The following is a 26,698-nucleotide window of genomic DNA, read 5'->3' as shown; positions in this document are numbered from 1 at the left end:
TAAGCTCCCCCCTTTTATTCCTCATTGATTGTGTTGATATTGATTCATACTTAAAAAATAACGCAATAGATTTAGAGCGACTGTTTTTCTGTAAATAGCCGTAGAGCGCTGGTCGTCGATTGGTTTAATGATTTTATCAAAGGCTCCCACAACCTGCGCAATGTCAGTATCTGCTAGTGGAATGGTCTTCCCGAACAACCCCTTCTCAATGTCCACCGAACGAACCATGGTAGGTCCTACAGCTCCAAACGCAAAGCGAGCATCCTCAATGACAGCACCATTTAACCTGATATATCCTGCAAACCCTACTTTGGCAATGGCGTCTGCATTCCGATTGCCTACTTTTTCAAAAACAACATGAGCCCCTTCTTCCATTACAGACGGTAGAATAATTTCCGCCACTATTTCATTGCGTTCCCGTTGAATCCTTCGCACACCTTGGATAAAATCGCTAATTGCTACGATGCGTTCCCCATTTACGGAACGCAGCAGTAGCTTTGCATTGTATACATATAATAATGGCAGTGTGTCACCCGCCGGAGAAGCGTTGCAAACATTTCCTCCCAATGTCCCTCTATTTCGAATCGCGGGAGCTGCAATCGTTTTGATTGCTTTCTTTAATGGACCTGGAATTAGCGGATTTTCAAGTAACTCGCTGTAGGTGGAGCAGGCACCGATGTAGAGATCCTTATGTTTTTGATACACCCGTTTTAGCTCTGAAAGATGATCAATAAATACAATGGGTTTTGGGATTTTAGGAGGTACACCTCTGCGGCTTTTGTACATGACCATGACATCGGTGCCTCCGGCAATGATGGCACAGTTTTCTTTATTCAATTGGCTTAAGGTTTGGTCTAATTGATCGAAACGATAGGCGGTTATTTTTTCTGCCATAAGCCGTCCCCTTTTTTCGCTGCCAGGCTGACCGCATCGACAATCATATTGTAGCCCGTACATCGGCACAGATTTCCGGATATCCCTTCACGAATTTCAGCTTCTGAAGGATGCGGATTTTGAGATAATAGTGCTGCACTTGCCATGACCATCCCAGGAATGCAGTAGCCGCACTGTACACCTCCGGCATGGCTATAGCTCTCATCTAATATCTTAAATTGCTCACTTTCCATGATTCCTTCTATTGTAATAATCTCGGCTCCTTCTATTGAACCAATAGGAATCAAGCAGCTATTTTGCAAGAGGTTATTGACAAAAACGCTGCAGGCGCCGCATTCTCCCTCCCCGCAGCCTTCCTTGGTTCCAATCAACTCATAATCATCTCTTATTACATCTAGTAATCTGGCAGTAGGAGGAGCGTCGGTTTCTACTTTTCTTCCATTAAGAGTAAATGTAATCAACCTTCTTCACCTTCTTTCATCCAAAGACTATCGATAATGACTTCGGGTGTAACCGGAATTTGCTGGAAAGGAGTTTGCAGTGCATCCTCGATCGCCGCCTGGACTGCCGGAGCGCCGCCAATTAAAGTCAATTCACCAGCACCCTTTGCCCCGTATGGACCATCAGCATAGGGATTATCAAAAATTTTGCTTTCTATTGAAACAACGTCCAACGAAGTCGGAGGTCCATAATCTGATATACTTTTTTGTTGGATTTTTCCTTCCTTTGACGTCATTTTTTCTAAATACCCGTATGCTAATCCCTGTGCCAAACCTCCATCAATTTGACCCTTCATAACCCGGTCATCGATGACCTTCCCCACATCATAATTGGCATATACTTTTTCTAGCTTTACATTACCTGTTAGGGTATCCACTTCTACTTCAACAATATTTACGCCCCATGAATAAGCTGGGTAGGCATCTCCTGTGAAGGTTTTTTCATTCCATGGAATCATTTCACGGTGAACATAGTTTTCTACTACTTCTTGTTCCACTCCTGTTTGCCACTGAGACTTTAGTTTTTTCGCCGCTCGTTCAAGCAATTTGCCCACAATCATGGTCGTCCTGGAGGCTACTGTCGGTCCGGAATCAGGCACCTCTTTTGTATCGGGATAAGGGAACAAAATTTCTTCGTACGGGAGATCTAGTTCCTTGGCGACAATCTTCGATAATGTGGTAAAAATGCCTTGTCCCATATCAGAATTTGATATTTTAAGAGACACTTGGTCATCTTTTGATTTAACCAGCTTTACCTTTGCTTTTATATGATCGCGTTCACCGCTACCTGTAAAACCACAGCCATGAAGGAAGAGTGAAGTCCCTATCCCTTTTTTATAGCGCTGATTTTGTTGATTATCTTGCTGAAATTCCGTTTTTTTCTTTTTGTAATTGGAGGTATTTAACAAGTCCTTAATCATTTCTTCCATTAATATAGGATCACGGAAATTCCCTTTGGTAATCGTGGGATCTCCTTGTTTGACGAGATATTTCCGTTTATATTCAAGCGGGTCGATGTTTGCTGTGTTACTAAGATGACACATATGACTTTCGATTCCAGCAAAGCTTTGAGGAGCTCCAAAGCCTCTAAATGCGCCGTTTGGAACGGTATGGGTTTTTAAAACATATCCTTTTGCATGAAAATGCGGAATCTTATATACACCGGCACTGTTAAGTAATGCACGCTGCAGCACAACAGAACTCAATCCCTCATTCGCCCCGGCATCAAGAAACAGGTCAACAGACATGCTCAATATATTACCTTTTCTATCAAGTGCGGTCCGATACCTGAGTTTGGCCGGATGCCTCTTTGTCGTCACCACCATATCCTCCGAACGATCGAACACGAGCATCACCGATTTTTTGACTGCTTTTGCGGCAACGGCTACGTGACAGGCCATCATTGAAGGAAATTCTTCTTTGCCGCCAAAACCTCCGCCCGTAGGACTTTGAACCACTCTAACGTCATCATCACCACATGCTAAAGCGTTAATTAATGCATTCTTTATATAATAAAGACACTGCATCGATCCCTGAACGACAATTTCATCATCCTTATAAATAGCAAGCATCCCTTGTGGCTCAAGATAGACATGCTCCTGATATCCGGTATCATATTCTTCTTCGATAATTTGATGGGCTTTTAGTTCAATAGATGTAATCGTGTCCAGAATTTCTCCAAATTCGTAGCTTGCCATCGTAACCCCGGGTGCTGATTTTTGCTTTATGGCTTCCTCCAATGTATAAATAGCTTGATGTTCTTCTATATCAATCTTCACTTTTTCTAATAAATCATAAAGGATATTTAAATCTGCTCCAACAAGCATGAGAATAGGTTCTCCGATATAATTGACCCACTCATTGGCAAAGATAGGCTGGTCTTCTTTAATAATTTTCACATAATTTGGTCCGGGGATTTCTTCGGCTCCCACCGCCTCATAGCCTTCTGGAAGATCTGGTAATTGAATGGATTTGATTCTCCCGTACGCAATCGTCGATCGATACAAAACACCATAAACCATATTTTCCACTTTCACGTCACTAATATAAGGCAGCTGTCCAGATACCTTGCCTTTATGATCCTTCCTGGGCACTGAGGTGCTTATGTCCTTAAGATTCACATTCCAACAACACCCTTCGACTCATTTTTAAAATAAACCCTCTTCCTACGATTTTATAAATGGAAACTAGGATTTATGATTAAAATTTTTGCCGGGGGGGCCGGGGGGACGGTTCTCTTGGTCCACTTTTCGTTAGAGTTGAACCAAGAGAACTCTCTTTAGGGGGTATTTTTCAAAAATGGGAACCTTTCCAAATTTTATTCGTATTGAAGATAGATTAAGAATTAGGAACGAGGTGGCATATGGATAGTTCGTGGAAACGACCAAAAATTAATATTCCAAAAACGACGAGTGAAAAATTATGGGATTTGATTGGATTTTCTTTTTATATCGGGAGTATTATCTTCTTATTTTCTGTTTGGTGCATACTACCAGATCAAGTCCCTGGACATTACAATGGTTTGGGCGAGGTCGAAAGGTGGGGTTCAAAATGGGAGCTGATTATCCTGCCTGTTATCAGTTTTTTCTTATTTCTAATGATGCAGCTATTTGAAAAAAATCCAGAATGGCATAATTATCCATCCCAGTTTAATGAATCTAACGCAAAAGCCTTTTACCTATTGAGCAGAAAAATGTTGAACATCGAAAAAAACATTTGCTTACTGGTGTTACAATCTATCCACATTGAATCAATCATGGTAGCTTTAGGCTGGCTGAAGGGTTTAGGAGTTTGGTTCTTACCATTAGCATTTTTATCTGTATTTCTTCCAATTATCGTTCAAATTATAAAGCAAAGAAAAATCACCTAAGACCGGGGGAGGTTTTTATTGGTCAACCAATGGAACCGCCCCTGAGAAATTCGGCTTTTATGGCATTTTGATAATCCTCCGGTGTGTCAACATCCATTAAAACACCGTGATCCTTTACATTGATGTATGTCTTATCGTAACCGCTAAGAACTACGCGCAAATTACTTTCCGGGTTGGTTTCGAGTATTTTTTGTTTTACAACACCAGTTAATTTGATGGGGTGACCACCTTTATAGTTAAAGCTGGGAATCACAACATTCCCGTTGTGCTCTGCTATTAACTGCACAGTCTCTCGCTTTACAAGCGGACAGTCTCCTGGGGTTATGAAGAATGTTTCGCCTTTTACTTCACTGCAGCCCTTTTGAATGGAACTAAACATTCCCTGGCTAAAATCTTCATTATATATAAACTTTATCTGAAATGAGTAGGCCCTTTTATTGATGAATCTACTAATTTCCTCTTGGATGATTTCCGCTTGAAACCCTGCTACGACGATGACTCTGGTGCATATTCCTTCAAATTTAGAAATTGTTTGCTCCAGAACGGACATTTTCCCCAGTGACAACGTCATTTTAAATGCATTCGCGCGGCTCGAATAGCCGGCAGCTAACACAATTGCTTCCATATTATCACCCTCAAAATATCGTTTTATCTAATTCTATTAATCCAATGAATGTTTATTCAGACAATTATGATTTCAATTAACGATTATAAAATGTAAGTTATTTGTTTCCCTCTTTCCCCCATGAAAAAGGAACTAGTAACGTAAAAGTCACTAGTTCCTTTTTTCACCTCATCTATTGCTATTTATTCGATTTACCATCCTTTTTTTTCTTTTTTGGTGGCTTTGGATAAATTTGAGGTCTTTCCGGACCCATATTTTCAATCCAATAATCTAATTTTTCATTGAGTATTTTGACGATTCTTGGTTTGTTGTGATGGTGATGAGGGTTATTGCAGCCGCATTGATTCCCTGAATTGAAAATCTCATTTGATTCATTATCCTCCATGGAATTGAACGGGTTTTGCGTTGCAAATCCGCTGCCGGTACCTGTTAATGCAGCACTTTGTGCAGCAGTACCTTGTGCAGCAACTCCTGTAAATTGTGCGTTTTCCAAAATGATTCTGTTTTGACGGGCTACTGTACATTGGGCACTATTGATGTAGGGATTCATTGCAGGGACAAAGGGGAACATGATATTTTGAGGATCATTGTTATGATCATCACCAGGGTTTGAAGGGTCATTAATTGTCGAGACGACCGGGTTTAAGCTCAGAATACGATAAAATAATATATGACCTACCTCATGTGCTAACAAATACGTTTCAAAAGCGCCATCACTTAATGAACAACGTCCATAAATACTATAAAGATTTGCGTTCGTAACGGTTTCAACCACTGGACCTGCATTACCCACATGACCGCCGTTAAATGTTTCACCACTTAAATAAACGACATAAATCGCCGTAGCAAAATTTGTAGCGGCCCTTGCCTCATTGATCACCTGGATAATTCTTGGGTCAGTTGAACTTGTAACTGTAGCTGCATCAATTGTCACTTCCGGACGATAAATAAGACTGTGAGAGACAAACGTAATGCCACAAGCCACACCGGGTGGGTTCCCAGTCCCCCAAACTTCATTTGCTCTTTGAATATCTCCTTGCACTCTAGAACTCCGCAGTTCGGGAGTTTCACTTGACCTGGCACCCCTAGTAAAAATACTAACAATAGAAACTACTGGCATTTTTTTTCACCTTCTTTCAAAAAAATTTCACTTACAAAATAGTAGATGCGAGACTATCAAAATTGGCTTGTACAATTGAATCAGGTTATTTTCATCATTTTTAATAGAAATACTGTAGCTACCTAAAATTTGTCGAACTAGACTTGATATAGCACTTTATATATATTGCTAAACTACAATCTTAGGTAGAGAGGCAGGGTAAAAGGCATCTTTTACTTATTTGGGTTGCCTTGAAATTTTTGATATCATTTAGTGATGGAATGCATTATGGAGGTGTGTTGAATGAGTGACTTAAACTTACTATTTCGTAATAGAATAGGTATCCCACACAATGAAAAGATTACATTTCAAGATTTAGATATGGTTCTTGAAAAGACTGCAAAGACTATTCCGTTTGAGAATTTATGTATTATTGAAAATAGAACGAAGGAAATTACAAAAGAGAATTTAACGAGTAAAATACTTGAACAAAATGAAGGCGGCCTTTGCTATGAATTAAATACAATACTTTACCTTTTCTTATACGAAAACGGCTTTAATCCAACCTTAGTACGTGGAGTAACGTATAATCCAATGAAAAAACAATGGAGTGAGACGGGGAATACTCATGTGGTGAACCTTATTACCCATAATGGGCAGGTCTATCTCGTAGATACTGGGTTTGGAGGAAACTTACCATTAAAGCCTGTTCCCTTAAGCGGAGAAACTGTTACCTCTAGTAATGGACAATTTAGAGTAGAATCTGTAGAGAGTAATCATGGTGATTATTTATTGTACATGAAATTAAATCGAAAAGATGAAGATTGGAAGATCGGATACGCATTTAATACTAAAGTAGACATTAAAACAATTAATGATTTAAATGAAGTCCAAAGAATTATCATAGAACATCCTGAATCAGCGTTTAATAAGAAGCCGTTAATCACTAGATTAACTGATAAAGGGAACATAATATTAACTGACACTTCGTTTACCGAAAGGGTTGGCAGTAAATTGAATAAAGAATCTATCGATGAAAAACGATTCAATGAGATAAGAAAAAACTATTTTAAACTTTAATGAAACACTAATAAAGGTTCCTTTCACTAGTCGTACTCGACAGGTGATTAGGAACCAGAAAGTTAACTAACGATAGGTTTCCATCACCTATACGCATATTATTATAGTCTATTGTCTTCCTTCATTTTTAGTAAGGTAACAATAAAAGTGGTCTTCCCAGCGGAACTTTCTACCTTTATCGTGCCGTCATGCATTTCAATGATACTTTTGGCAATGGCAAGCCCTAACCCGGCACCCCCAGTATATTCTGAGCGTGATTTTTCCACACGGTAAAACCGATCAAAAATATGTGGAAGGTCCACACTTGGGATTGGCTGACCATAGTTACTAATGGCGATCTCTATCGTATCCTCTTGTTCCATTACTCTTATATCTAAATATTTCCCTTCTTTTCCATAGCGGATGGCATTTTGTATTAAGTTTTCGAATACTCTTGCCAGTTTATTGCCATCACCCATTGTAATTGGATCTTCGGCGGTTGAAACTTGTCTTATTTCCATTCCAGCTTCTTGCAGCTGAATCCTATATTGAACAGCTAATTGATTGACCATTTCTTCAATATTAATAGGGTAATTTGCCATTCGGATTTCTTTGTTTTGTACATAAGTGTATTCAAATAAGTCATTGATTAAATGATGTAATCTCTCAGCCTTTGATTGAACAATTTGGGTGAAATACCGCAATTCAATCTCATCACGATATTGATCTTGATTGATAAGGTTTAGGTATCCAAGTATAGAGGTAAGCGGTGATCTTAGGTCATGGGCAACATTCGTCACTAAGTCATTTTTAATTTGCTTTGCCCTTCTTTCTTCCTCGATTGCTCTTTGGGCTTGAATGATCATAGCGTTAATACTATCTGCCAGTTTTCCTAATTCATTTTCATCTTTTTCTATTACCTTTTTATCAAAATTAGCTTCCGCAATTTGCTGAACTTCCTCTGATAATCTAATAATTCTATATGCTATGTATCGTTGTTTCTCATATTGATAAAACAAAAAAAGGTAAGTACAGAAAATAAAACAATAGAAAAAAATAATGATAAATGGTCCAAAATAGGATAAAACACTAAAAATCTGTGAAATAAATCTTGAGTGTTCATCGTAATACTGTAAAGAAGGAATAACTAAAATAGCTGTAATGGTTGTCATTATGGCGGACAGAAAGAGATAAAAATAAATTTTCCTTTTAGAAATAAACGTTACGACATTAAGAAAATTATTTTTCAACTTTGTAGCCCACTCCCCATACTGTCTGAATGATTGTTTCTCCTGGCAAAGCACCTTCGATTTTATCTCGTAAATTACTTATATGCACCATAACCGTTTTATTAGATCCTGCTCCAGACTCATTCCATACCCTTTCAAAAATCTCTTCAGAACCAAAAACTCTTCCGCGATTCTTCGCTAGCAGGTATAAGATTTCAAATTCTATGGCTGTTAATTTGATTTCTCTTCCATTTGCCGTCACTCTATGACTATGTTTGTCAATTTTTAATGAATTAATTTCAATGAGCTCATTCTCCGACGGAGGCTGCTGGTAGCTGACTCTTCTGAGTAATGCTTTCACTCTTGCCGTTAATTCCAGCGGGTTGAAAGGCTTACTCATATAATCATCTGCCCCAGACATTAATCCAATAATTTTATCCATATCTTGTACTTTTGCGCTCACCATGAGAATGGGCACGTGGTTTCCTTTGCGAACTAGCTTACAAAACTCTAAACCATCCATATTTGGCATCATAACATCTAAAACAATGAGTTCCACTTGATTCTTTTCCAAAAAACGAAGTGCTTGAACTCCATCTAGAGCTTTATGAACGGTAAAGCCTTCGTTACGGAGGTAAACTTCAATTAATTCCGCAATTTCTTTATCATCATCGACAACTAGTATTGTCCTACTCAACATAACCACTCCTCAAACAGTACGGATTCAAGCAGAAATCCCCTGAATAAGGGGATTTAAGCTGATTTTGCTAATGATAACTTAGAAACCATAACTTTGAATAGTTTTATTTTCACCAATTTCTTTATTATTAAAAATCCAAGTGCAGCCCCTAGCGTATTCGCAATAAGATCATTAACATCTGAAGTTCTGCCGCTTCCCACTATGACTTCAATTGTTAACTGTAGAAGTTCAATTGTTAAGCTTAAGAAAAAACCGTATTTTGCAGCCTTTCTTACTGTATCTACCTTATCATTTAATAATGGTAAATACACTCCAAAAGGGATCAACATGATTATGTTTAAGACAAACGTTGGTATATCAATGGTTAAAACAGGAATAAATTCAATTTCTTTTAAAATTGCCAGCCATAATGGCCCTGTTGATTCATAACCGCCCGGATAAACCTCTATCGGGAAAAATACTAAATGAATCACCGCTAAGAGGTATATCACTAATGTTATTACTGTAAAATATTGCATCGAGTGATAGTTCTTTTTTCTAGTTCCAATGAAAAGCGCTAGTAAAAAGAGAATGAATGCTGGAAGCAAGATATACCATGAATCTATTGTCAAAATATCCATCTTTGTTTCTCCTCCTATATTCCAACTAATTCGTAACGCCGTTCTTTCACTTAAGCGTTGACTTTAGTATAGATTTAATTTTTAAAGATTTTCTAAAGAAAGATTAAAGGTTATCTAAATTCTATAAATATAAAAGAATGGAGGATAAAATTGAATACCATTATCGAGGCACGGAATATAACGAAGGTTATGGGAAAAATTCTGTACTGCTAGTAATCCGGCATATCTATAAAAAGATGGTCCTTCCATGAAGACAGCGGTTAGGAAACCCTAAACCCTGTTTGTACAAAAAAGGAGCTTGATATTCCAAGCTCCTTTTTTATAGGATTAGACGGTAAGTGTTTTATTTATCCTTGAATAGGAACGGTTAAATTTCACAGAATAACTCAACACATAAATAACCGCTAGGGTGGCGAGCAAATTTAGCACCATTAACGAAAAGTTCAAATTAAAAAATTGAGACAGTACTCCTACCCCCACAACTGGAACAATAAACCCGGTGTAGCCGCATAAATAAAAAGCCGTAATAACTCGTGGACGTTCCTCTGGCTCCGATAACTCACCTGCTAACCTTAAAGTAATTTGAAACATCCAGCCACCTCCGACAGCTTGGAAGAAAATACCGGTCCACAGTAACATTAAACTTGTAGTCTGACCAGAAAGCACAATAACCCAAGATCCAATAATAATCAAAAGTAATCCTAAACGGATTCGTGTAACGGGATTATCCAGCCAAGGAATGAACTGAGCCAAGGCCCCTCCACCTAGAAGTAACAAAATTAGTAAGCCAGGGACAGATAGGTTGGAAGTATGAATGACATTTTTAGCAAATGAAGGTACAAGAGATAAAACAATTCCTTGCAGCGTGAAACCTATAAAAATCGGCAGCCCAATAAACGACCAAAAATGGGAACGAAAAGTACTAGGTACACCAATTGAAATCTTAGTCTTTTCAGGTTTTTGTCCAAGCAAGTTATCCTGTTTCGGCAGGGTTTCCAAAATCAAAAGTGCACTAACTAACATGATTAGGAGAATCCAATATGGTAAACGAAGCGGCTGCCACTCTAGATATTGCAACACTAAACCTGCAATAGCGGGTCCCAGGCCAAAACCAATCAGTACCGTTACTCCCGAAAACTTAACCGCAGTGCTCATTTTAGCTGGAGAAGTTACTTTTAATAAAAAGGCAACAGCTGTACCCGTAAATGCACCATATGCGATACCTTCTAATATCCTTGCAAGATAGAGCATCCAGACATTAAAACTTGCCAGAAAAATCAAGGTCGAAGCGATTGAAATCCATATACTTAACCGAAGAACTCTTTTCAAACCCCATGTACTGCCTTTGGCTCCTACAATAAGCAATGTTGGCACTAGGATAGCGGCATAGATGGCAAACAAGATAGTTATTTGTAGACTATTCAACTGATAGTATTCACTGTATATAGGAAATAAAGATGAAATAAACGTTGCCCCACACGACATCATAAGAATAACCCATAGCATTCTTTTCATTCTGTTCCCTACTCTCATTTATTTTTTCAATTCTCAAAAAATACTCCGTAAAATCTTTAAAAAAGACCAATCGGTCTCTTTTGGTCAAAAAAAAATTACTATGTTAAAAAAGCATAGCGTTTATCTGCATTATAACCATGTCTAAGTAGCGCTTATCCTTATACAATCGGCTTAGAGCCAATGCACCTTCAAAAGAAGAAAGAATGAACACCGCCATGTGTTCAGAATCAACATGTTTGCCAATTTCATTTTGACTCTTTCCAAAATCAATAATGTCTTTAATGATATTTATTAAGCCCGCAAAGCCTTCTTTTATAGCATCCTCGATCAAGATATTGGAGTCATCCGCTTCAATCGCTGCATTCATTAAAGGACATCCACCCACTATAATATCATCGTTTAATAACGTCTTAAAAATAGTGGTAAAAGCCTCAAATTGCACGCATGCCCTGTCTTTGGATTTAATTGCTTGTAAATAATTTTCTTTTAATGTCATCAACGAGTAGGAAAATGAAGCCTTCGCTAAATCATCCTTACTTTCAAAATGGTAAAAAATCCCTCCTTTTTTCAATCCTGTTGCCTCCATGATTTCAGCAATAGAGGTTGATTTATAGCCATTTTTGTTAAACAAAGATGATGATTGCTCTATGATTAATTTTTTTGTTCGTTCGCCTTTATTCATTTTAAACACTCCTTTTCAAAAAGAGACCGGTTGTTCTTTTTTATTAAATACCTTTGGTTCCTTTCTGTCAAGAGATAGTCTCTTCATAATTTTAGTTATTGTTAAATGGCAATCAAATCTTATTGATTACCACGCACTTTAACCATATTTTTTTTCTTATTAAAATTTATGATGAGTATCAATAAAAATAGGAAAGGAATGTAGCCGTATAGAAGGATACCTCCTGTCATTGTTAACAGGAAGTCAAGCTTCTCTATAATTTTTTGGCCCTTTAACGGAATTAAACATAAAAACACCAGCGTACTAGTAATCCATAATGACGGTCTAGCTTTAAGACCAAAGGTTTTCTTTAGAATTCGTGTCCCCGCCCACAAAGGTACACAACATCGGGCCACAATGATCAAAAACCAATTATACACATAAAGATAATCAAATCTCTCCAGAAACGGAAATTGAATGATTTTGGATAGAATTAGTGTAGGCCATATCGTATGTTCTAACTGTTGAATGTTAAAGTATGAAAAAGATACAAATATCATAAATAAATATAGAAGAGTGGTATGTACCACACCAATATGGGCCCACTTTTGTGATTTTTCGTTGTTTTTTATAAAAGGGTAAAGTACAAGCAAAAATTCGACTCCAGTGAATAAAGTCAACGAATGGTAGGCAGATTGGGCATAATCTTTGAATTGATGGTTAAAAATCGGAAGAAAATTAGTCCAATGCGCACTTTTCAAGGGAAAATAGAGCGTTAATAATAATAGGGATGGTATAAAGATACAAAAGAAGCAAACGCCGGCTACCACTCTCAGTCCACCAGAAACTAGATAAATACAGATAATTAAAATCATTAGCGAAAATACCCAAAGCCGTATATTTGGAAAAACCCAAACATGTAAAACTTCTACATATAAACGAATTTCAGTAGTAACAAATAAGAGAATATATCCATAAAAACCAAGAGTCAGACATTTCCCCACCCATTTTCCAAACAACTGTTGGTGCAATGAGATAATATCCCCTGAATCCGCATTTTTCAGCACAAAAAACATAATCCAAATAATAAAATGCAAACTTATTCCTACCAGCAATAGAGAAGCCCACGAATCTTGTTCTGCACCAGTAATGATATATCTTTGAAAACTTAACATTGCAATCCCCACTTGTGCACCATGCAATAAAAACCATAGAAGGTATGGAGATAATGTTAAACTATCTTTCACACGTATTCCCATTCGTTACTCACCGCCATTTATTCACCTATGCCTGATTTTGTTAGTTGAATGTTAAGATCAACGTCAAATTTGATATTTGAATATTTTTCTTTGTAAAATTGTTTCTCATTCCAATCCCTGGTGTGTGCTCTTACTAAATCTCCTGTACCTAACGGGTCAACCTTCTCATCTTTAAATTTATTTAAAAGCTTTAAAAGGTCAGTTTGAAGCTGCTTTTTTAAATGGACAAGTGATTCATTTATTTCTACTTGTGTACCCTGTGGAAATTCCTTTACCATTCCATTTAATGTTAGATGGTAGGTTACTTTTGTTTCCTGCTTACGTTTTGAGACACTCTGGTGGCCCTTTCCATATTGAATAGAGAATAGAGCGTTTCTTTTACCCTGTTCATCACGAATGGTATAGGGTATATCCCCCTGAATAAATTTACCTTGCAGTAATTTGAACAAAATCATTTCTTCGCTATTAATGAATAATTTCAACCGATCATCTTTAAATATTCCGTAGCCAACTATTTCAGTTTCCCCGTTCTTATTAAAATGAATATACGGAACCGAGAAATCTCTTCCTTCCCCGTAATAGTCAAACAGGACCGTCGAAAGATTCGATTGGGGGATGTTACCAGTTTTCATATTTTGTTCAATCATATAATATGGAAAACTACTGCGATCCTTATCTTTTAAACCTTTTGAGACAGAAGCAATGGATTCATCCGTAACCGCAATAAATAAATAGTTACTTATGAGAGGATCTTTGCAAATAGTAAGTAAAAAGTGGGATATCCCCTCTTGTGCTACTTCTTTGCTAAACATAATCATCTTTAATTTTCCGATATCGATAAGTTTGGTAGATTGATTATTCATTTGATTTAAAATGAGCTTAATTTGATTTGATTTTCCCTGGACGAGGCTAATTTTTCCACCCTTTTGAGTAAGGTCTGCGTACAGTGCTGTTCCTGTATAACCAGACTTATTTTTATCAAATCCCAAAGTCGTCAAGATATGTAATTGATCTACTACCCTTTCATTGCTGCAACTAGTATGAATGAGCACCAATAAACAGAGAGGAAGCAGCATACGTTTAACTCTCCTCATGATTAATATCCTCCATGTCTTCACTTGGTTCATATCGTATAAGTGACAATGGCTTTAAAGATTTGTTCCTCATATTAATTTTTTTATAGGATGATCGGATAATACTGTCCGCAAAACTCCCTGTTCGAAAAGGAAATAATGGTACCAAATAAGGTGTTCCTAAGGATTTCAGCCTCAATAAATGACCCATAAGGAACAAAATTCCTGCAACAATTCCCAATCCGCCCCAAATGGCTGCAAGAATAATAAAGGGAAAACGTAAGACCCGGATGGTGTTAGCCATTTTAAAAATAGGAGTTGTAAATGAGGCAAGTGCTGATAAGGCTACAATGATAAGCAATATACTACTCGTAAGCGCCGCTTCTACTGTAGCTTGCCCAATTACAATCCCTCCAACTATTCCTAATGTTTGACCAATTTTGGCGGGTAACCTAGCTCCTGCCTCGCGTAACAATTCTATGGTAATTTCCAAAAAAATGACTTCCATTACAGGTGGAAATGGAACATTTGCCCTCGAAATGACAAGTGGTTCTAGTAATTTTTCAGGTATCACTTCAAAATGGTAGGTTAGTACTGCAACATATAACGAAGTTGCAAATATCGAGAAAAAAACACTACAAATGCGGGCAATACGAAAAAACGACCCGAGGATCCAGGGTAAAAAGTAATCCTCAGGCGATATAAAATAGTCCAAAATGGTAGTCGGACCTGATATGACATAAGGGGAGCCGTCCGAAATAATGGCTACTTGTCCCAATGAAATGGCATACGTAATCCGATCGATTCTCTCCGATGATAAAAAAAGCGGAAAAATCGTATTGGAGTTATCTGAAATAATTTGATCTAGTAGTGACGAATCATAAACAACATCTAAATTTATATCATTGAGTCGCTGTTTCACAGTTTCAATTTGTCTAGGATTCGTAACCCCATCTAAATAGGCTATAGCTACCTTCGTTTTTGACACATTTCCAATCGTTATTTCTTCAATAACTAAATTGGATACAGCAACTTGCTGCCTTAAAAGATGAATGTTTATATCAATATTTTCCACAAATCCAACTTTCGGTCCAACTACGCTAAATTCATTTTCTGTATCATTGTTCTTTCGATGACCCATTTGAACATTGCTGACATTTACAAGAATAAAGTCATTTCCATTATTTTTTAGCTGTACGACCACGAAACCCTTTATAAGTTTGTCTTCAACAATCTGGGTATCATTTGTTATTTTAACTTCATCAAATGGAAGGATATTTTTGATATCTTGCAAATTGTTTATCATGTCGATATGCTTTTGAATTTCCTTTATTAGAAACTGATTTATTTTCTCTTCATTTATAAGTGATTTATAATAACTAATTACTATTTTTTCCACAGGAGAAAATTGATGAAAATCGCTCGATTTTAAAGCTTGCTCCATAATATCTTTCAATGAATTTTGTTGCTTTTTATCATCGTCTGAAGATTTTTTAGCGTGTGGTTTAAACCCTTCCATATAGTTAATCCCTTCACTAAAGATAAGACATTACCATTATTTTATCGGTGTTCCAAAATTCTATACTTTAAGTAAGGTCAATTATTCCACTTATCAAGTGTATAAAAAGGAGGCAATGTTAATTTGGAAGAGATGTACCTGGCGAATAGTTACAAAAAAAACAGGTTATAAGGGTGATAAACAACCTTTATAACCTGCCTCTTTTTAAATATAAAATATTTAAAGTAACCCATTTAAATCTTTTCCTATTGATGAAACTTTATCTTTTGGTGCATAACGTTTCACTACTTTACCATTACGGTCTACAAGGAATTTTGTAAAATTCCATTTAATTTGTTCAGATCCAAGTAAACCTTTTGCTTCTTTCTTTAAATAGTCAAAAATAGGTGCAGTATTTGGACCATAAACTTCTACTTTATCAAATAATTGGAATGTTACTCCATAATTGATTTGGCAGAAGCCTTCAATGTCTTCATTTGTTCCTTTCTCTCCGCTACCAATCTCGTGAAATTACACGTAATTGATTACAAGGGAAACCTAAAATCTCTAATCCGTTACACTGTTATTGAAAAGGAGACTACAACATGACTAATAGAGAAGTCACGACATTAGAAGACATGCTATGTTTTAATATATACGCTGCATTGTATTTAGTTTACCTTATTTTAAGTTTGACTATAACTAATAGTGCACTATTTTATAGGAAAGTATTGTTTAATCTAAAAAAACATGACCAAAAAAGCCATCTTAATTTTGTATATCATTTATTCTAGATCATTATATACTCAGATCAATCTCCATTAAATTTCTTAAATACTAAAACCGCATTATGACCTCCAAAACCAAATCCATTGGAAATTGCGTAATTTACCTCCGCATTAATTGGATTGTTTGGTACATAATCAAGGTCACAGTCCTCATCAGGATTTTCATAATTAATGGTTGCAGGAATAAAATTTTCTGAAATGCTTTTAAGAGTAATTATAGATTCAACTCCGCCTGCAGCACCGAATAAATGTCCTGTCATTGATTTTGTTGAACTAACTTTTAGTTTGTAAGCATGTTCACCAAAAACTTTTTTAATTGCTTTTGTCTCTGATTTGTCGCCTTCTGGTGTACTCGTACCATGGGCATTTATATAATCAATGGCGGTTGTTTCTATGTTCGCCATATCAATCGCCAGCTTCATTGCTCGGACGGCACCATTATAATCTGGTGAAGTAATATGATAGGAATCTGTGGTAGAACCATAACCAATAATTTCTCCCAGTATGGTTGCCCCTCGATTTTTCGCATGTTCATATTCCTCAAGTAACAATATTCCAGATCCTTCAGACATAACAAAACCGTCTCGTGTCTTATCGAAAGGACGACTCGCTGTACTTGGTGAATCATTATTGGTTGACATGGCTTTCATTCTAGAGAAACCTGCGAAAGATAATGGATTAATCGACGCTTCTGTTCCACCAGCTAAAATGGCATCCGAATACCCATGCCGGATATTTAAAAATGCTTCACCAATCGCATGATTACCTGTTGCACAAGCGGATACCGGTGAAAAACTAGTACCTCTAAATCCCGTTTTAATTGATACAATACCAACAGCCATATTTATGATCATCATCGGTGCCATAAATGGAGAAACTTTTCTTGCGCCTTTTTCTAATAGAGTTTGATGATTCTCTAGAACGGTATCTAATCCGCCAATTCCTGAACCGATAAATACTCCTAAACGATTTTCATCTTCATTTTCAATGTTTAATCCAGATTGATCTAGAGCCTGTTTGGCAGCTGCATATGCATATTGGACAAATTTATCAAACTTACTTAATTCTTTTTTATCTAGATAATCTTCTGGTGAAAAATCATCAATTCTTCCGCCGATTTTTGTATTTATGTCTTCAAACCCTTCAAATTCAACCTTTTTGATACCTGATTTTCCTAACTTAATATTTTTCCATAAAGTGTCCACATTATTTCCTAATGGGGATATGGCACCATAGCCTGTTATTACAACTCTGCGTTTTATAGCAAACCCCTCCCATGAATAGAATTAAGACTCCTAGACTATACCCGAATGTCTCCTGTTTCAAAAAAAGAACAATCGGTCTTTTTTAGTAAATACCATTGGTACCGTCATGTCAAGTATTGAACACGACAAATAAATTCAAACATTAGAATCTAAATTCTAAAAATAATCGAGCAAACTATAAAAAACTCTCGTTATATCCCCTTAATTTTATTGCCGAAACCAAAAAGAAAAGACCGATTGGTCTTTTCTTTTCCAAAAAAATATTTTTCTTTACTTAAGAGCATTTTTTAGGCTTTTTACTATCCCAGTATGTTCACTTTCATGGAATGAAGCGTAAGAAAGAAGTTCACCAATGGTTTCAAGTTTTAATGATCCCATTGTAAATGGGTTTGCAATTTTTTCATCAAGTCTTCCGGCAAACGTCTCTTTTACACGATTTACTTGTTCAGATAGCAATGGAATAAGTTCTTCTATTGAAGGCGGAGTGATATTCCAGCCCGTTGTTTTTGTCCCCGTTTTAAATAAATCCAGATATCCATCAGGCAAGTTGGGAGTTTCGTTTGAAAAATGAAAGACAATTCCCTCAACGGCAACATATATATGACCTAACTGCCAGCGTAGTGAATTGGGAAAGCCATTTGGGATGATGTCGGCATTTTCCTCCGTTATTCCTTGTGCCACCTTTAATGTAGCGTTACGAGCAAATTCAAATAGATCAAAAATCATTTTTTCGTTCATGATGTTAGTCCCCTTTTCCGACAAGAATTTTAAATTCGCTCTAGAAATTTTTGTTACTTTTACTTTGCTATATTTCCCATTGCAATAGAGATTCTATTCCAACTGTTGATTTGGTTAATTATTAGAACAAGGTCAATATACTGTTTCTCGTCATAGTGTTCACGCACTCGCTGATAAAGCTCATCAGGAACACGTTTTGACCCGATTAATGTCACGTGCTCTGTCAACTCTAAAGCTACTTTTTCTGCTTTTGAATAGAACCCACACTCTTCCCAAGCACTTATACAATATATTCTTTGCTCTGTTTCACCCATTTTTCGAGCATCAGCTGTGTGCATATTCAAACAAAATGCACAGCCGTTAATTTGTGAAGCACGAATTTTTATAAGCTCACGAAGTTTACGGTCTATACCTGTAGTTTTCGTATACTTTTCCATTTCCATCATGATTTTAAGTGCTTCTGGTGCGGCATTATAATAATCTATTCGTTGTTCCAATTCAATTACCTCCTTAAGATAATTCACTTCATTAGTATTTGAAGATACAAACCTAAATATTAATTATAGATAGGGTTAATCGTCGATTAACTATGTCTATAATAGTCTGATTATCATATTATGTCAACCCTCTATTAAGTTTAGTTGAAACAACACTTTGTTTGACAAAGAAATAAATCATTTCTAAGATAAATGGAAGGAATTATTTTTTATTTATGAAGAAGGTGTTGGTATGCAGTATAGTATTGGCGTTGAATATGCGCTTCATTGCCTCGTATATTTAATTGAGATTCCAGAGGATTCTTCCACCGGAATAAAAGAACTTTCCACTTTTCAAGGGATATCAGATACATATCTTTCAAAGATTTTTACTAAATTATCGAAGGCTAGTATCGTAAGTTCCGTCCCAGGAGTTAAAGGTGGTTATAGACTTGCTAAATCTCCAGAAGAAATTTCCTTTTGGGATGTGATTAAAGCAGTTGAAGGTCCTAAACCGATTTTTCAATGTAAAAACATTAAAGATAATGGTTATTTGTATCGAGAAAATTGCTGTTCGGCTTCCTCCTCTTGTACGATTAATTTAGTTATGCTCTCTGCAGAGGAAAAAATGCGTGATTTCTTGCGCAGTAAAACACTTGCCTGGTTAAATAAAGAGCTTGATACTGTCTTACCTAATCAAATACGTGAAGATACCCGGAAATTTTTTTCAAAGAGCAACAATTAAAAAACCTCTCGTGAGATTCCAACATTAAGAGAATCCCGCGAGAGATTTTTGTATATAACAATAATAAACATGTGAAAGTGCATACAATTATAAGTTAGTAAAATAATAAGGGTTGACAACAAAAAGGGAGCACATTTGTTTATGTTAATGAGTAAAAATGATCCGAACCCAGCTGAAAATCAAACCCTTCTTGAAATAGTGAAAAGAGCAAAGAAATCTTCTGATTTTAAAGGAAAAAAGAAACAAGTTTCAGGAGTAAATATAAATATTCTATACTTCACTACTCTTATCGAACACCAGACGATGGAACGTGTATTTCTGCCATAAATAAATGAATGTGAGAAATAGAAAGACCACTCTTTCGACATTAATCAATTCAAAAATAATCTTCCTCTTGAAGATGTAATTAGAACGAAGGACCCAAAAGAAATAGAAGATAAAATACATCAAGGATATGTACTTTTTACATTTGAAGATAATTCTGAAGAATGTCTTTTGGTAAACTTAGGCAATTTCTCAAAGAATAAGATTACAAGTGGTTAGCCCATTTTATGTTTTATTAGTATAGTAAAAAATCCCTGAAATTGTTCAGGGATTCTCTTTTGAAAATTCAAATTAAACAATTTGATATAATATACAAGAATGATATATTTACACGGAGGAATATGGTGAAATTTTTACCCTATGCTGTTAGATATTTGTTAATATTGGCCCTAGGATTTTCACTCTTTTTAATGGGAGTAGGCTTCCTATTTAATGATACAGGAGCCAGTACATTTGCTATATTAAAAGTATTTTGGTGGATGATACCCATTATTTTATTCTTTGGAATAAATGAGTATTTAATGAAAAGAGGTTCGTTGCGTTCATTAAAAAGTTTAAGTATTTACTGTATATGTGTAGTAGGAATTGGGATGTTTTTTATTACACGATTTATATGACGTCCGTGGGGACGGTTCGGTTCTAGTGGTCATTTTTTATATAACTTGAGCCAAGAGATCGTTCCTATTAAGTTCCGCATGTTATACTTACGTTAGATACATACAAATAAGTAAGGATTACTATTATGACGCTACAAAAGAATACATACATAGATGAAGTACTTGCTCAATATTTTCCCGCGGGCAGCTGGGTTACATGGGTTGGACAAAGTGGTGCAAACAATACTACTCGATTTGTCTCTGTTGGGGACGATCAATATGTACTCCGCATTTATGAAACCCATCAGGATGAAGTAAAGGTAGAGTATGAGCATGGTATTCTCGTTGCTTTAGCGGAAATGCCTCTAACTTTTTCTATACCACTGCCTGTCCGATCACGGGAAGGAAGAACGATTGTAAGAACCAGGGATGAAAAGCTTGCGGGTTTATTTCGCTACTTGGATGGTGCAAATCCTACACTGGATGAGCTGCCAGAAATTCATTCTTTCGGGAGAACGGTTGGTCAACTGTCTGCATCGCTAGTACAGGTACAGATCAATCAGCGTCCTGCATACAGACCATATTATGAAATTGAAAATACTCATCCTCGGTGTTCTTTACAGGATGTTTTAAGCTTTTGTCAATTCCCTCCTAGAGAATTTTCGGAACAGACTGCTGATTTACTAGTTATTTTTAATCAGCTCACTTCTTTTCTCGAGCAGGTAGCTTCATTAAGGCAATTGCCACATCAACTTGTTCATGGCGACCTAAACGCATCCAATGTTTTGGTCAATGAAGAAGGAATTGTGTCAGCTGTCCTTGATTTTGAGTTTGTTACGAAAGATTTACGGGTAATGGAAATGGCAGTTTGCTTATCAGACTTCATACAGCCTAGCGAAGAAGCAGCACTTATTTTGGCGAAGATTGATGCATTTCTATCTGGTTATGGTCAAACTATTAAATTAACAGAAGCCGAAATCGAGGCGATACCTGTCCTCATCCAACTTAGAAGTCTCGATGTTTTCATTCATTTTCTAGGTCGTTATTTGGATCAAGTCAGCACCATTGATATCGTTCAAAAATATATAGAAAAATCTGCAGAACGTTGCAATTGGATTACAGATAACAAAAACCATCTCATTACTCTTTCAATTAATAACTTGTTATAGAGTGGCCGTGGGGACGGTTCTATTGGTCACTTTTTATATAACTTGAGCCAAGATTCTCGCCCCCACGGCATCCCCTAAAATACTCCTGGTCCACTTGAATTATCCTTTAGAACTTCTCCCATTTTCTCTCTTTGTATATCCTCATTTGGGATAGACATTCCTGTTTTCTTTTCGAAGTAAACGGCAATACCACCAATAAGAACGACCGGTATCAACATATATAACCAAATCATCTTAACACCTCCAAAGTGTGTGGCTTATTATTAGTGTATGATTATTTACGCATTTTGTTAAAATATTCCGAACCTTCACACTGAGTAAATAAAAGAAGGCAATTATCTACATATAGCAGGTAATTGCCTTCTTGTTATAAACTGAACCTTTTTCAGTGATCTCGGAGCTTCTAACGTGACCATGAGAACCGTCCACATGGTACTAAGATGCTACGTCAATTTTGTTGATGTCGTGTTCTTCATTGGATTCTTTAAGATATTCTAATACCCGCTGGGCCATTTGTTTGTATCCGTTTGTGTTGGGGTGGAATTCGTCTTCTGCCAATAGGTCTTCTGTTGATTGACTGAATATGTCTTTTGTTGGTATATATTTTACATTTTCATATTCTTCTGCAAGTGATTTTCCGGCATCGTTCCAATTATCGATTATCATTCCAAGTTCTTTGATTTCACCAAAATGCCGTTCAAACGGATTATAAAAACCGATTAAATAAATTTGGGTATCCGGATTGATTTCATTAATTTTATTAAAAATGGCTTTTAAGCGCTCGATATATTTCACCCTTTCCTCTTGGAAAGGTTCCATTGTCACGTTCATAAAATTAGATTTTAATACTTTCATAATATCATTTGCACCAATTGTAATTAGGACAACATCAGCCTCTTTAATGGCAGAAGCAACATCTTCTTTTTCCAGCCTTTTCAATAATTGATCTGACCGGTTTCCCTTTTTACCAAAGTTTTCGACGGTGACATTTAGTTTATGGTCTTCGAACGTGTGATTAAGAATGCCAACGTACCCGCCATTCTTTGTTTCATCTCCAACCCCTTCAGTCAGCGAGTCGCCGATAGCCACAATCTTTTGATCCTTTTTAAGAAAATCCAACGCCATTTCTACTACTTCCCGAACCTTCGCCTTAATATCTTCAGTAATTGGTTTTTCTTCCTCTTCTACCGGTACTGCTTCTGCCTCTTCTACTTCCGGTTCATTTTCAACTGGCGTTTCTTCTGTTTGTTTTGGAGGAGCAGAAGCGATCGCCATTGCCGTTTCCACCTTTTCCTGTTCACGATCTGGAAGAAATAAATATATAAATACACCTGCACTTACCAAAATTCCTATAATCATGCTCATCATAGCTGTTCTCTTTTTTCTCTGCAAATTTCACCACACCTATTATAATTGTATAATTATTATCTAATAATATAGTTTATTCATTTTATCATGACAGGCTACATTCCGAAAGACAACAAATATTAGAAATCAAAAGGGACGTTTGCCACGCTCCCTTCGTTAATGAAACGAAGCATGAAAACCTCCCCATTATGGTTACTTTATGAAAAAGATGGCAGCCAATTTCCGTGTGCTTCAAAGAGGTCATCACACATGGAAATGATATCATCCATGGAAAGCTCAGCACTTGTATGTGGATCCAACAATGCTGCTTGATAAACTTTCTCTTTTTTTCCGGTGATAGCAGCTTCAATCGTTAATAGTTGTGTATTGATATTGGTTCTATTCAAGGCAGCAAGCTGTTCCGGCAAATCTCCTACATAGCAAGGCATGATCCCGCTTCTATCCACTACACAAGGCACTTCAACACAGGCATTCTCTGGAAGATTACTGATCAGACCCCCAGTATTTAGCACATTGCCGCCAAACTTAAATGGTACATTTGTTTCCATCGCTTCTATGATTCTCGAGCCATATTCACGAGACCGCTTGTGTGTGAGCTTACTATTATTCACGATCTCCTGCCTCATCGTTTTCCAGCTCTCAATTTGTTTCACGCAGCGGCGGGGATATTCATCAAGCGGGATATTAAATTTTTCTATTAAATCTGGATACCTGCTCTTGATAAAGTATGGATGATACTCTGCATTATGCTCCGAGGATTCCGTTACATAGAATCCAAACTTGTCCATTAATTCATAACGAACCATATCATGGTGCTTGGATTTTTGCTTTTCCTTTGCACGTCTCTTAATTTCAGGATACAAATCCCCGCCATCTCGTTTTACCTCTAAGAGCCATGCCATATGGTTAATTCCTGCAATTTTTTCTTCAATGCCTTGGTGGGCGATCCCTAAATCCCTGAATAGATGCTCCGTACAGACTTGAACACTATGACAAAGACCTACACTTTTTACATTTGTATAGCGCTGCATAACACCAGTCAGTACTGCCATTGGGTTGGTATAGTTCAAAAACAGCGCATCTGGACAAACTTCCTCGATGTCCCTGGCAAAATCGAGCATGACTGGAATCGTTCGGAGTGAACGAAAAACCCCGCCAATTCCTACCGTATCTGCAATCGTCTGACGAAGTCCATATTTCTTCGGAATCTCAAAATCAATCACGGTGCTTGGTTCGTACCCGCCCACTTGAATGGCATTGATCACGTATTTTGCCCCTCTTAATGCTTCTTTTCTATTTATATATGATTTGATTGAAATATTTTTAGTGTAGTTATTTTTTAAGTTATTTAACATGTTCGCGGAATCTTTTAAGCGCTGCTCGTCGATATCATACAGTGCAAATTCAAATCCCTCTAAGGCTGGGACGAACATACAGTCACCCAGTACATTTTTCGCAAAAACCGTACTTCCGGCACCCATAAACGTAATTTTTGACACACCCAACATCCTTCCTTTGAAGAAGCCTTCTTTTACTCTACTAGTCTATTCCCTTTTTTCAAAAATCAATTCAGCAGAATAATAAAAAACATTCTTTTTCTCTAGTATACTTTTGGTTTCGCTCTACTATGTTCATTAATTATAGAAGTAATGATATGCAGTGAATCCCATTCTCCGCTCGAAAATTTAATAATGGGATACTTTTTAGGAAACAGCCTATTTCGAATCATATCCGCTGAGTCCCCTTTTTCATGTAGAGCTAACACATCCTGTACCAATGATCTTAAATAATCCCTTTTTCGGGTTAGCGCTGCTCGGCCATCTTCTACAAACCCTGCATGACTGCAGAATACTTCCTGAAAATCGTAGGTTAAAACTCTTTCCAAAGATTGAATAATGGTTAGGATATTTTCTTCTGCTAAAATCACTTTGGTCCGCTCGTTCCCCTGTAAATAACTGACCAGTATTCCGATTCAAAAAGGCCTTATGATCAAAAGCATGTCCAGGAGTGTCGATTACATCCCAAGCCGCATTCCTTGATGTAAATGTTTCTGGCATGGCAAGAGCATGGAACGGCTTTCTTCTTCCCCAAAAAAATTGTCGATAAAAAGGATAATCCGCCTTTTGTGTGCAATACTCAATGGTCTTTTCATTGAGATACATAGGGACCTTTTTTGTTTTTCCAATATAAGCAGCACAGCCAGTATGATCCTCATGATAATGAGTCATCATAACCTGGTCAAAGTCAGCTATATCTATAAAAGGTTCAAAATATTTATGTAAAGACTGCGAACCGGTATCAATTAGCACACCATCCACGACATAACAATAAACATTTAAAGAAAAATTTTGTATCTTCACTTCCCCATTCAGGTAGGCAACACCATTCTTCTCTCCAAAGGTAGATCTTTTCTTTAAAAACATGACTTCCTCCCCTTTCTACCAACCTAAAATATTCATATTTTTCCCGTTCATCAATTGACAGGCACCATTTGTGCGCCCATACATATTGTAAATAAAAATGTCGGGAGGTCATTCTATGGAAGACAAACAAGCATCCTTTACCAAGTCCGCAAGATCAAAATGGCAGACATTTGAAGTAGTTGGTATATTGTTAGTTTTTGGATCCTTGATTCTGCTCTTATTTGCTCCTAATTCGCTGTCCAGCCTTTTTGATACCATTATTAAAGAAGTAAAACCAATCGTCGTAGACATTTTTCTGACAAGTGAAGTGGGAATTGCAATTATTGTAAGCGTTATCGTCGGACGTCTTTTGGAGAGATTAGGATTTACAGATGGGTTAATTCGTCTTTTTGTTCCGATTATGAAGTGGTTCAAAATCAATCCATCGGTCATCATTCCAAGCGTATACAATATTCTAGGTGATATTAACGCTGCTGGAAAAATTTCTGGTCCGATTCTAGTCAAAGCAAATGTAACCAAAGCAGAGCAAAAAATTGCGGTAGCAACGATGATTCAATCTCCACAATCCTTTGCAACCTTTGTGTTAGGGCTCATCGCACTTTCAGCATTCAGCATTAATGCCTTCCCACTCGTCATTCTTTCTATTTTTGTCCCAATTATTGTTGTACCGTTTCTCTTATCTAGAACCATTTACCGTGATACTAAAAAAGTGGAGCTTGAGGAATTGCCCCGTTTTACACCTACTACTAAATTTTTGCAAACCATTTTCTCATCCGCTAAAGAAGGTGTTGAACTGCTGTTTTTAATTATTATTCCAGCGGTTGCGGCCGTCTTTTTCTTTATCGGAGCCTTAAAATTTATAGGTGTTTGGAGTTTCATAGAATCTAGCTTATCTTCTGTTCTTACGTTCCTAAGTATTGAACCCGCTACCGGTATTGTATCCATACTAGCAGCTCCTACATTGGCAGTTGCTCAGCTTGCGGAACTCGCCAGCACCATTGATCCTCGGTTAATTGTAGGTTCATTTGTGCTAGCCAATTCCGGGCTCCCACTTTCCGTCATCTTCGGTCAGGTGCCTGTCACTTGGGCTGAGACATCCAGTCTAAATGAGAGAGAAACGTTAGAGGCTGCCATTATTGGCATGGTTCTTAGGTTGATTACGGCATGTGTCTTGGGGTATTTTTTTACTCCATTTTTGGTGTGAT

General features: G+C 37.0%; 26 protein-coding genes and 1 pseudogene. 6 read left to right on the top strand and 21 right to left on the bottom strand.

The genetic code is table 11. The annotated features are described in order from the left end of the window. Window positions 1-21: 21 nt before the first annotated feature. From H0184_RS16810 to H0184_RS16800, 3 genes are read right to left on the bottom strand one after another with little or no spacing between them, the layout of a single operon-like run. On the bottom strand, window positions 22-957 hold the full coding sequence (locus tag H0184_RS16810) for an FAD binding domain-containing protein (protein WP_221827142.1): 936 nt from the start codon (window positions 955-957) through the stop codon (window positions 22-24). Further along, window positions 879-1,355, bottom strand: a complete 477-nt coding sequence (locus H0184_RS16805) for a (2Fe-2S)-binding protein (protein ID WP_221827141.1) — start codon at window positions 1,353-1,355, stop codon at window positions 879-881. The genes H0184_RS16810 and H0184_RS16805 overlap by 79 nt, the downstream gene beginning before the upstream one ends. Then, entirely contained in the window at window positions 1,352-3,514 is a 2,163-nt protein-coding gene (locus tag H0184_RS16800; protein ID WP_221827140.1) for a xanthine dehydrogenase family protein molybdopterin-binding subunit, read from the bottom strand. The genes H0184_RS16805 and H0184_RS16800 overlap by 4 nt, the downstream gene beginning before the upstream one ends. A 242-nt stretch (window positions 3,515-3,756) precedes the next feature. Here H0184_RS16800 and H0184_RS16795 point away from each other — a divergent pair, with 242 nt between their 5' ends. Next, the gene (locus H0184_RS16795; RefSeq protein WP_221827139.1) at window positions 3,757-4,263 is read left to right on the top strand and encodes a DUF1648 domain-containing protein; all 507 of its coding nucleotides are present in this window, start codon (window positions 3,757-3,759) and stop codon (window positions 4,261-4,263) included. Between the two features lie 22 nt (window positions 4,264-4,285). On the opposite strand, the gene H0184_RS16790 is transcribed toward H0184_RS16795, so the two are convergent. Together H0184_RS16790 and H0184_RS16785 are read right to left on the bottom strand one after the other, a co-directional pair. Continuing rightward, on the bottom strand, window positions 4,286-4,888 hold the full coding sequence (locus tag H0184_RS16790) for a nucleotidyltransferase family protein (RefSeq protein ID WP_221827138.1): 603 nt from the start codon (window positions 4,886-4,888) through the stop codon (window positions 4,286-4,288). Between the two features lie 178 nt (window positions 4,889-5,066). After that, window positions 5,067-6,008, bottom strand: coding sequence for a hypothetical protein (locus H0184_RS16785; RefSeq protein WP_221827137.1), 942 nt, complete (start codon window positions 6,006-6,008; stop codon window positions 5,067-5,069). Window positions 6,009-6,290: 282 nt separating this feature from the next. Between H0184_RS16785 and H0184_RS16780 the strand changes: the two genes are divergently transcribed. After that, a complete protein-coding gene (locus H0184_RS16780) occupies window positions 6,291-7,067 on the top strand; it encodes an arylamine N-acetyltransferase family protein (protein WP_221827136.1) in 777 nt (258 codons plus the stop codon). 101 nt (window positions 7,068-7,168) lie between these two features. On the opposite strand, the gene H0184_RS16775 is transcribed toward H0184_RS16780, so the two are convergent. The 12 genes from H0184_RS16775 to H0184_RS16720 all read right to left on the bottom strand — a co-directional run bounded on the left by H0184_RS16775 (window position 7,169) and on the right by H0184_RS16720 (window position 18,889). Continuing rightward, window positions 7,169-8,296: a sensor histidine kinase gene (locus tag H0184_RS16775; protein ID WP_221827135.1), complete on the bottom strand. Its 1,128-nt coding sequence runs from the start codon at window positions 8,294-8,296 to the stop codon at window positions 7,169-7,171. Beyond that, window positions 8,286-8,972 carry a response regulator transcription factor gene (locus H0184_RS16770; protein WP_221827134.1) on the bottom strand — a complete coding sequence of 229 codons (687 nt, stop codon included), beginning with the start codon at window positions 8,970-8,972 and terminating at the stop codon, window positions 8,286-8,288. Before H0184_RS16770 ends, H0184_RS16775 begins: the two co-directional genes overlap by 11 nt. Window positions 8,973-9,028: 56 nt before the next feature. Continuing rightward, entirely contained in the window at window positions 9,029-9,595 is a 567-nt protein-coding gene (locus tag H0184_RS16765; protein WP_221827133.1) for a VanZ family protein, read from the bottom strand. 327 nt (window positions 9,596-9,922) lie between these two features. Beyond that, window positions 9,923-11,110 carry an MFS transporter gene (locus tag H0184_RS16760; RefSeq protein WP_221827132.1) on the bottom strand — a complete coding sequence of 396 codons (1,188 nt, stop codon included), beginning with the start codon at window positions 11,108-11,110 and terminating at the stop codon, window positions 9,923-9,925. 103 nt (window positions 11,111-11,213) lie between these two features. Further along, the gene (locus H0184_RS16755; protein ID WP_221827131.1) at window positions 11,214-11,792 is read right to left on the bottom strand and encodes a TetR/AcrR family transcriptional regulator; all 579 of its coding nucleotides are present in this window, start codon (window positions 11,790-11,792) and stop codon (window positions 11,214-11,216) included. Between the two features lie 119 nt (window positions 11,793-11,911). Next, window positions 11,912-13,030 (bottom strand): GerAB/ArcD/ProY family transporter, encoded by a 1,119-nt coding sequence (locus tag H0184_RS16750; protein WP_221827130.1) that lies wholly within the window; start codon window positions 13,028-13,030, stop codon window positions 11,912-11,914. A gap of 17 nt (window positions 13,031-13,047) precedes the next feature. Then, a complete protein-coding gene (locus tag H0184_RS16745) occupies window positions 13,048-14,124 on the bottom strand; it encodes a Ger(x)C family spore germination protein (RefSeq protein ID WP_221827129.1) in 1,077 nt (358 codons plus the stop codon). Beyond that, window positions 14,111-15,622 (bottom strand): spore germination protein, encoded by a 1,512-nt coding sequence (locus H0184_RS16740; protein WP_221827128.1) that lies wholly within the window; start codon window positions 15,620-15,622, stop codon window positions 14,111-14,113. The genes H0184_RS16745 and H0184_RS16740 overlap by 14 nt, the downstream gene beginning before the upstream one ends. 219 nt (window positions 15,623-15,841) lie before the next feature. Further along, on the bottom strand, window positions 15,842-16,072 hold the full coding sequence (locus H0184_RS16735; RefSeq protein ID WP_396953599.1) for a hypothetical protein: 231 nt from the start codon (window positions 16,070-16,072) through the stop codon (window positions 15,842-15,844). A gap of 340 nt (window positions 16,073-16,412) precedes the next feature. Continuing rightward, complete coding sequence (gene fabF / locus H0184_RS16730; protein ID WP_221827206.1) at window positions 16,413-17,651, bottom strand: beta-ketoacyl-ACP synthase II; 1,239 nt, start codon at window positions 17,649-17,651, stop codon at window positions 16,413-16,415. 273 nt (window positions 17,652-17,924) lie between these two features. Further along, window positions 17,925-18,392 (bottom strand): DinB family protein, encoded by a 468-nt coding sequence (locus H0184_RS16725; RefSeq protein ID WP_221827127.1) that lies wholly within the window; start codon window positions 18,390-18,392, stop codon window positions 17,925-17,927. A 59-nt stretch (window positions 18,393-18,451) separates the two neighbouring features. Next, entirely contained in the window at window positions 18,452-18,889 is a 438-nt protein-coding gene (locus tag H0184_RS16720) for a carboxymuconolactone decarboxylase family protein (RefSeq protein ID WP_221827126.1), read from the bottom strand. 232 nt (window positions 18,890-19,121) lie between these two features. Between H0184_RS16720 and H0184_RS16715 the strand changes: the two genes are divergently transcribed. From H0184_RS16715 to H0184_RS16705, 3 genes are all read left to right on the top strand, one after another. Next, entirely contained in the window at window positions 19,122-19,613 is a 492-nt protein-coding gene (locus tag H0184_RS16715) for an Rrf2 family transcriptional regulator (RefSeq protein ID WP_221827125.1), read from the top strand. A 141-nt stretch (window positions 19,614-19,754) separates the two neighbouring features. Further along, window positions 19,755-19,940, top strand: a complete 186-nt coding sequence (locus H0184_RS16710; protein ID WP_221827124.1) for a hypothetical protein — start codon at window positions 19,755-19,757, stop codon at window positions 19,938-19,940. Between the two features lie 739 nt (window positions 19,941-20,679). Then, a complete protein-coding gene (locus H0184_RS16705; protein ID WP_221827123.1) occupies window positions 20,680-21,702 on the top strand; it encodes a phosphotransferase in 1,023 nt (340 codons plus the stop codon). A gap of 74 nt (window positions 21,703-21,776) precedes the next feature. Here the strand turns inward: H0184_RS16705 and H0184_RS16700 are convergent, their stop codons facing one another. The 4 genes and pseudogenes from H0184_RS16700 to H0184_RS16685 all read right to left on the bottom strand — a co-directional run bounded on the left by H0184_RS16700 (window position 21,777) and on the right by H0184_RS16685 (window position 25,493). Further along, window positions 21,777-21,935 carry a hypothetical protein gene (locus H0184_RS16700; RefSeq protein ID WP_221827122.1) on the bottom strand — a complete coding sequence of 53 codons (159 nt, stop codon included), beginning with the start codon at window positions 21,933-21,935 and terminating at the stop codon, window positions 21,777-21,779. Window positions 21,936-22,137: 202 nt separating this feature from the next. Then, entirely contained in the window at window positions 22,138-23,094 is a 957-nt protein-coding gene (locus H0184_RS16695) for an SGNH/GDSL hydrolase family protein (protein WP_260631611.1), read from the bottom strand. Between the two features lie 173 nt (window positions 23,095-23,267). Then, entirely contained in the window at window positions 23,268-24,569 is a 1,302-nt protein-coding gene (gene melA / locus H0184_RS16690; RefSeq protein WP_221827121.1) for an alpha-glucosidase/alpha-galactosidase, read from the bottom strand. 101 nt (window positions 24,570-24,670) lie between these two features. After that, a pseudogene (locus tag H0184_RS16685) lies at window positions 24,671-25,493 on the bottom strand (MBL fold metallo-hydrolase). A 115-nt stretch (window positions 25,494-25,608) separates the two neighbouring features. Here H0184_RS16685 and H0184_RS16680 point away from each other — a divergent pair. Beyond that, entirely contained in the window at window positions 25,609-26,697 is a 1,089-nt protein-coding gene (locus H0184_RS16680; protein WP_221827120.1) for a hypothetical protein, read from the top strand. Window position 26,698 lies beyond the last annotated feature (1 nt).

The organism is Neobacillus niacini (genome assembly GCF_019749295.1).
Lineage (GTDB): Bacteria > Bacillota > Bacilli > Bacillales > Cytobacillaceae > Neobacillus > Neobacillus niacini_D.
The sequence above is the reverse complement of the archived record's forward strand: the minus strand, read 5'-3'. Positions and strand labels throughout refer to the sequence as shown.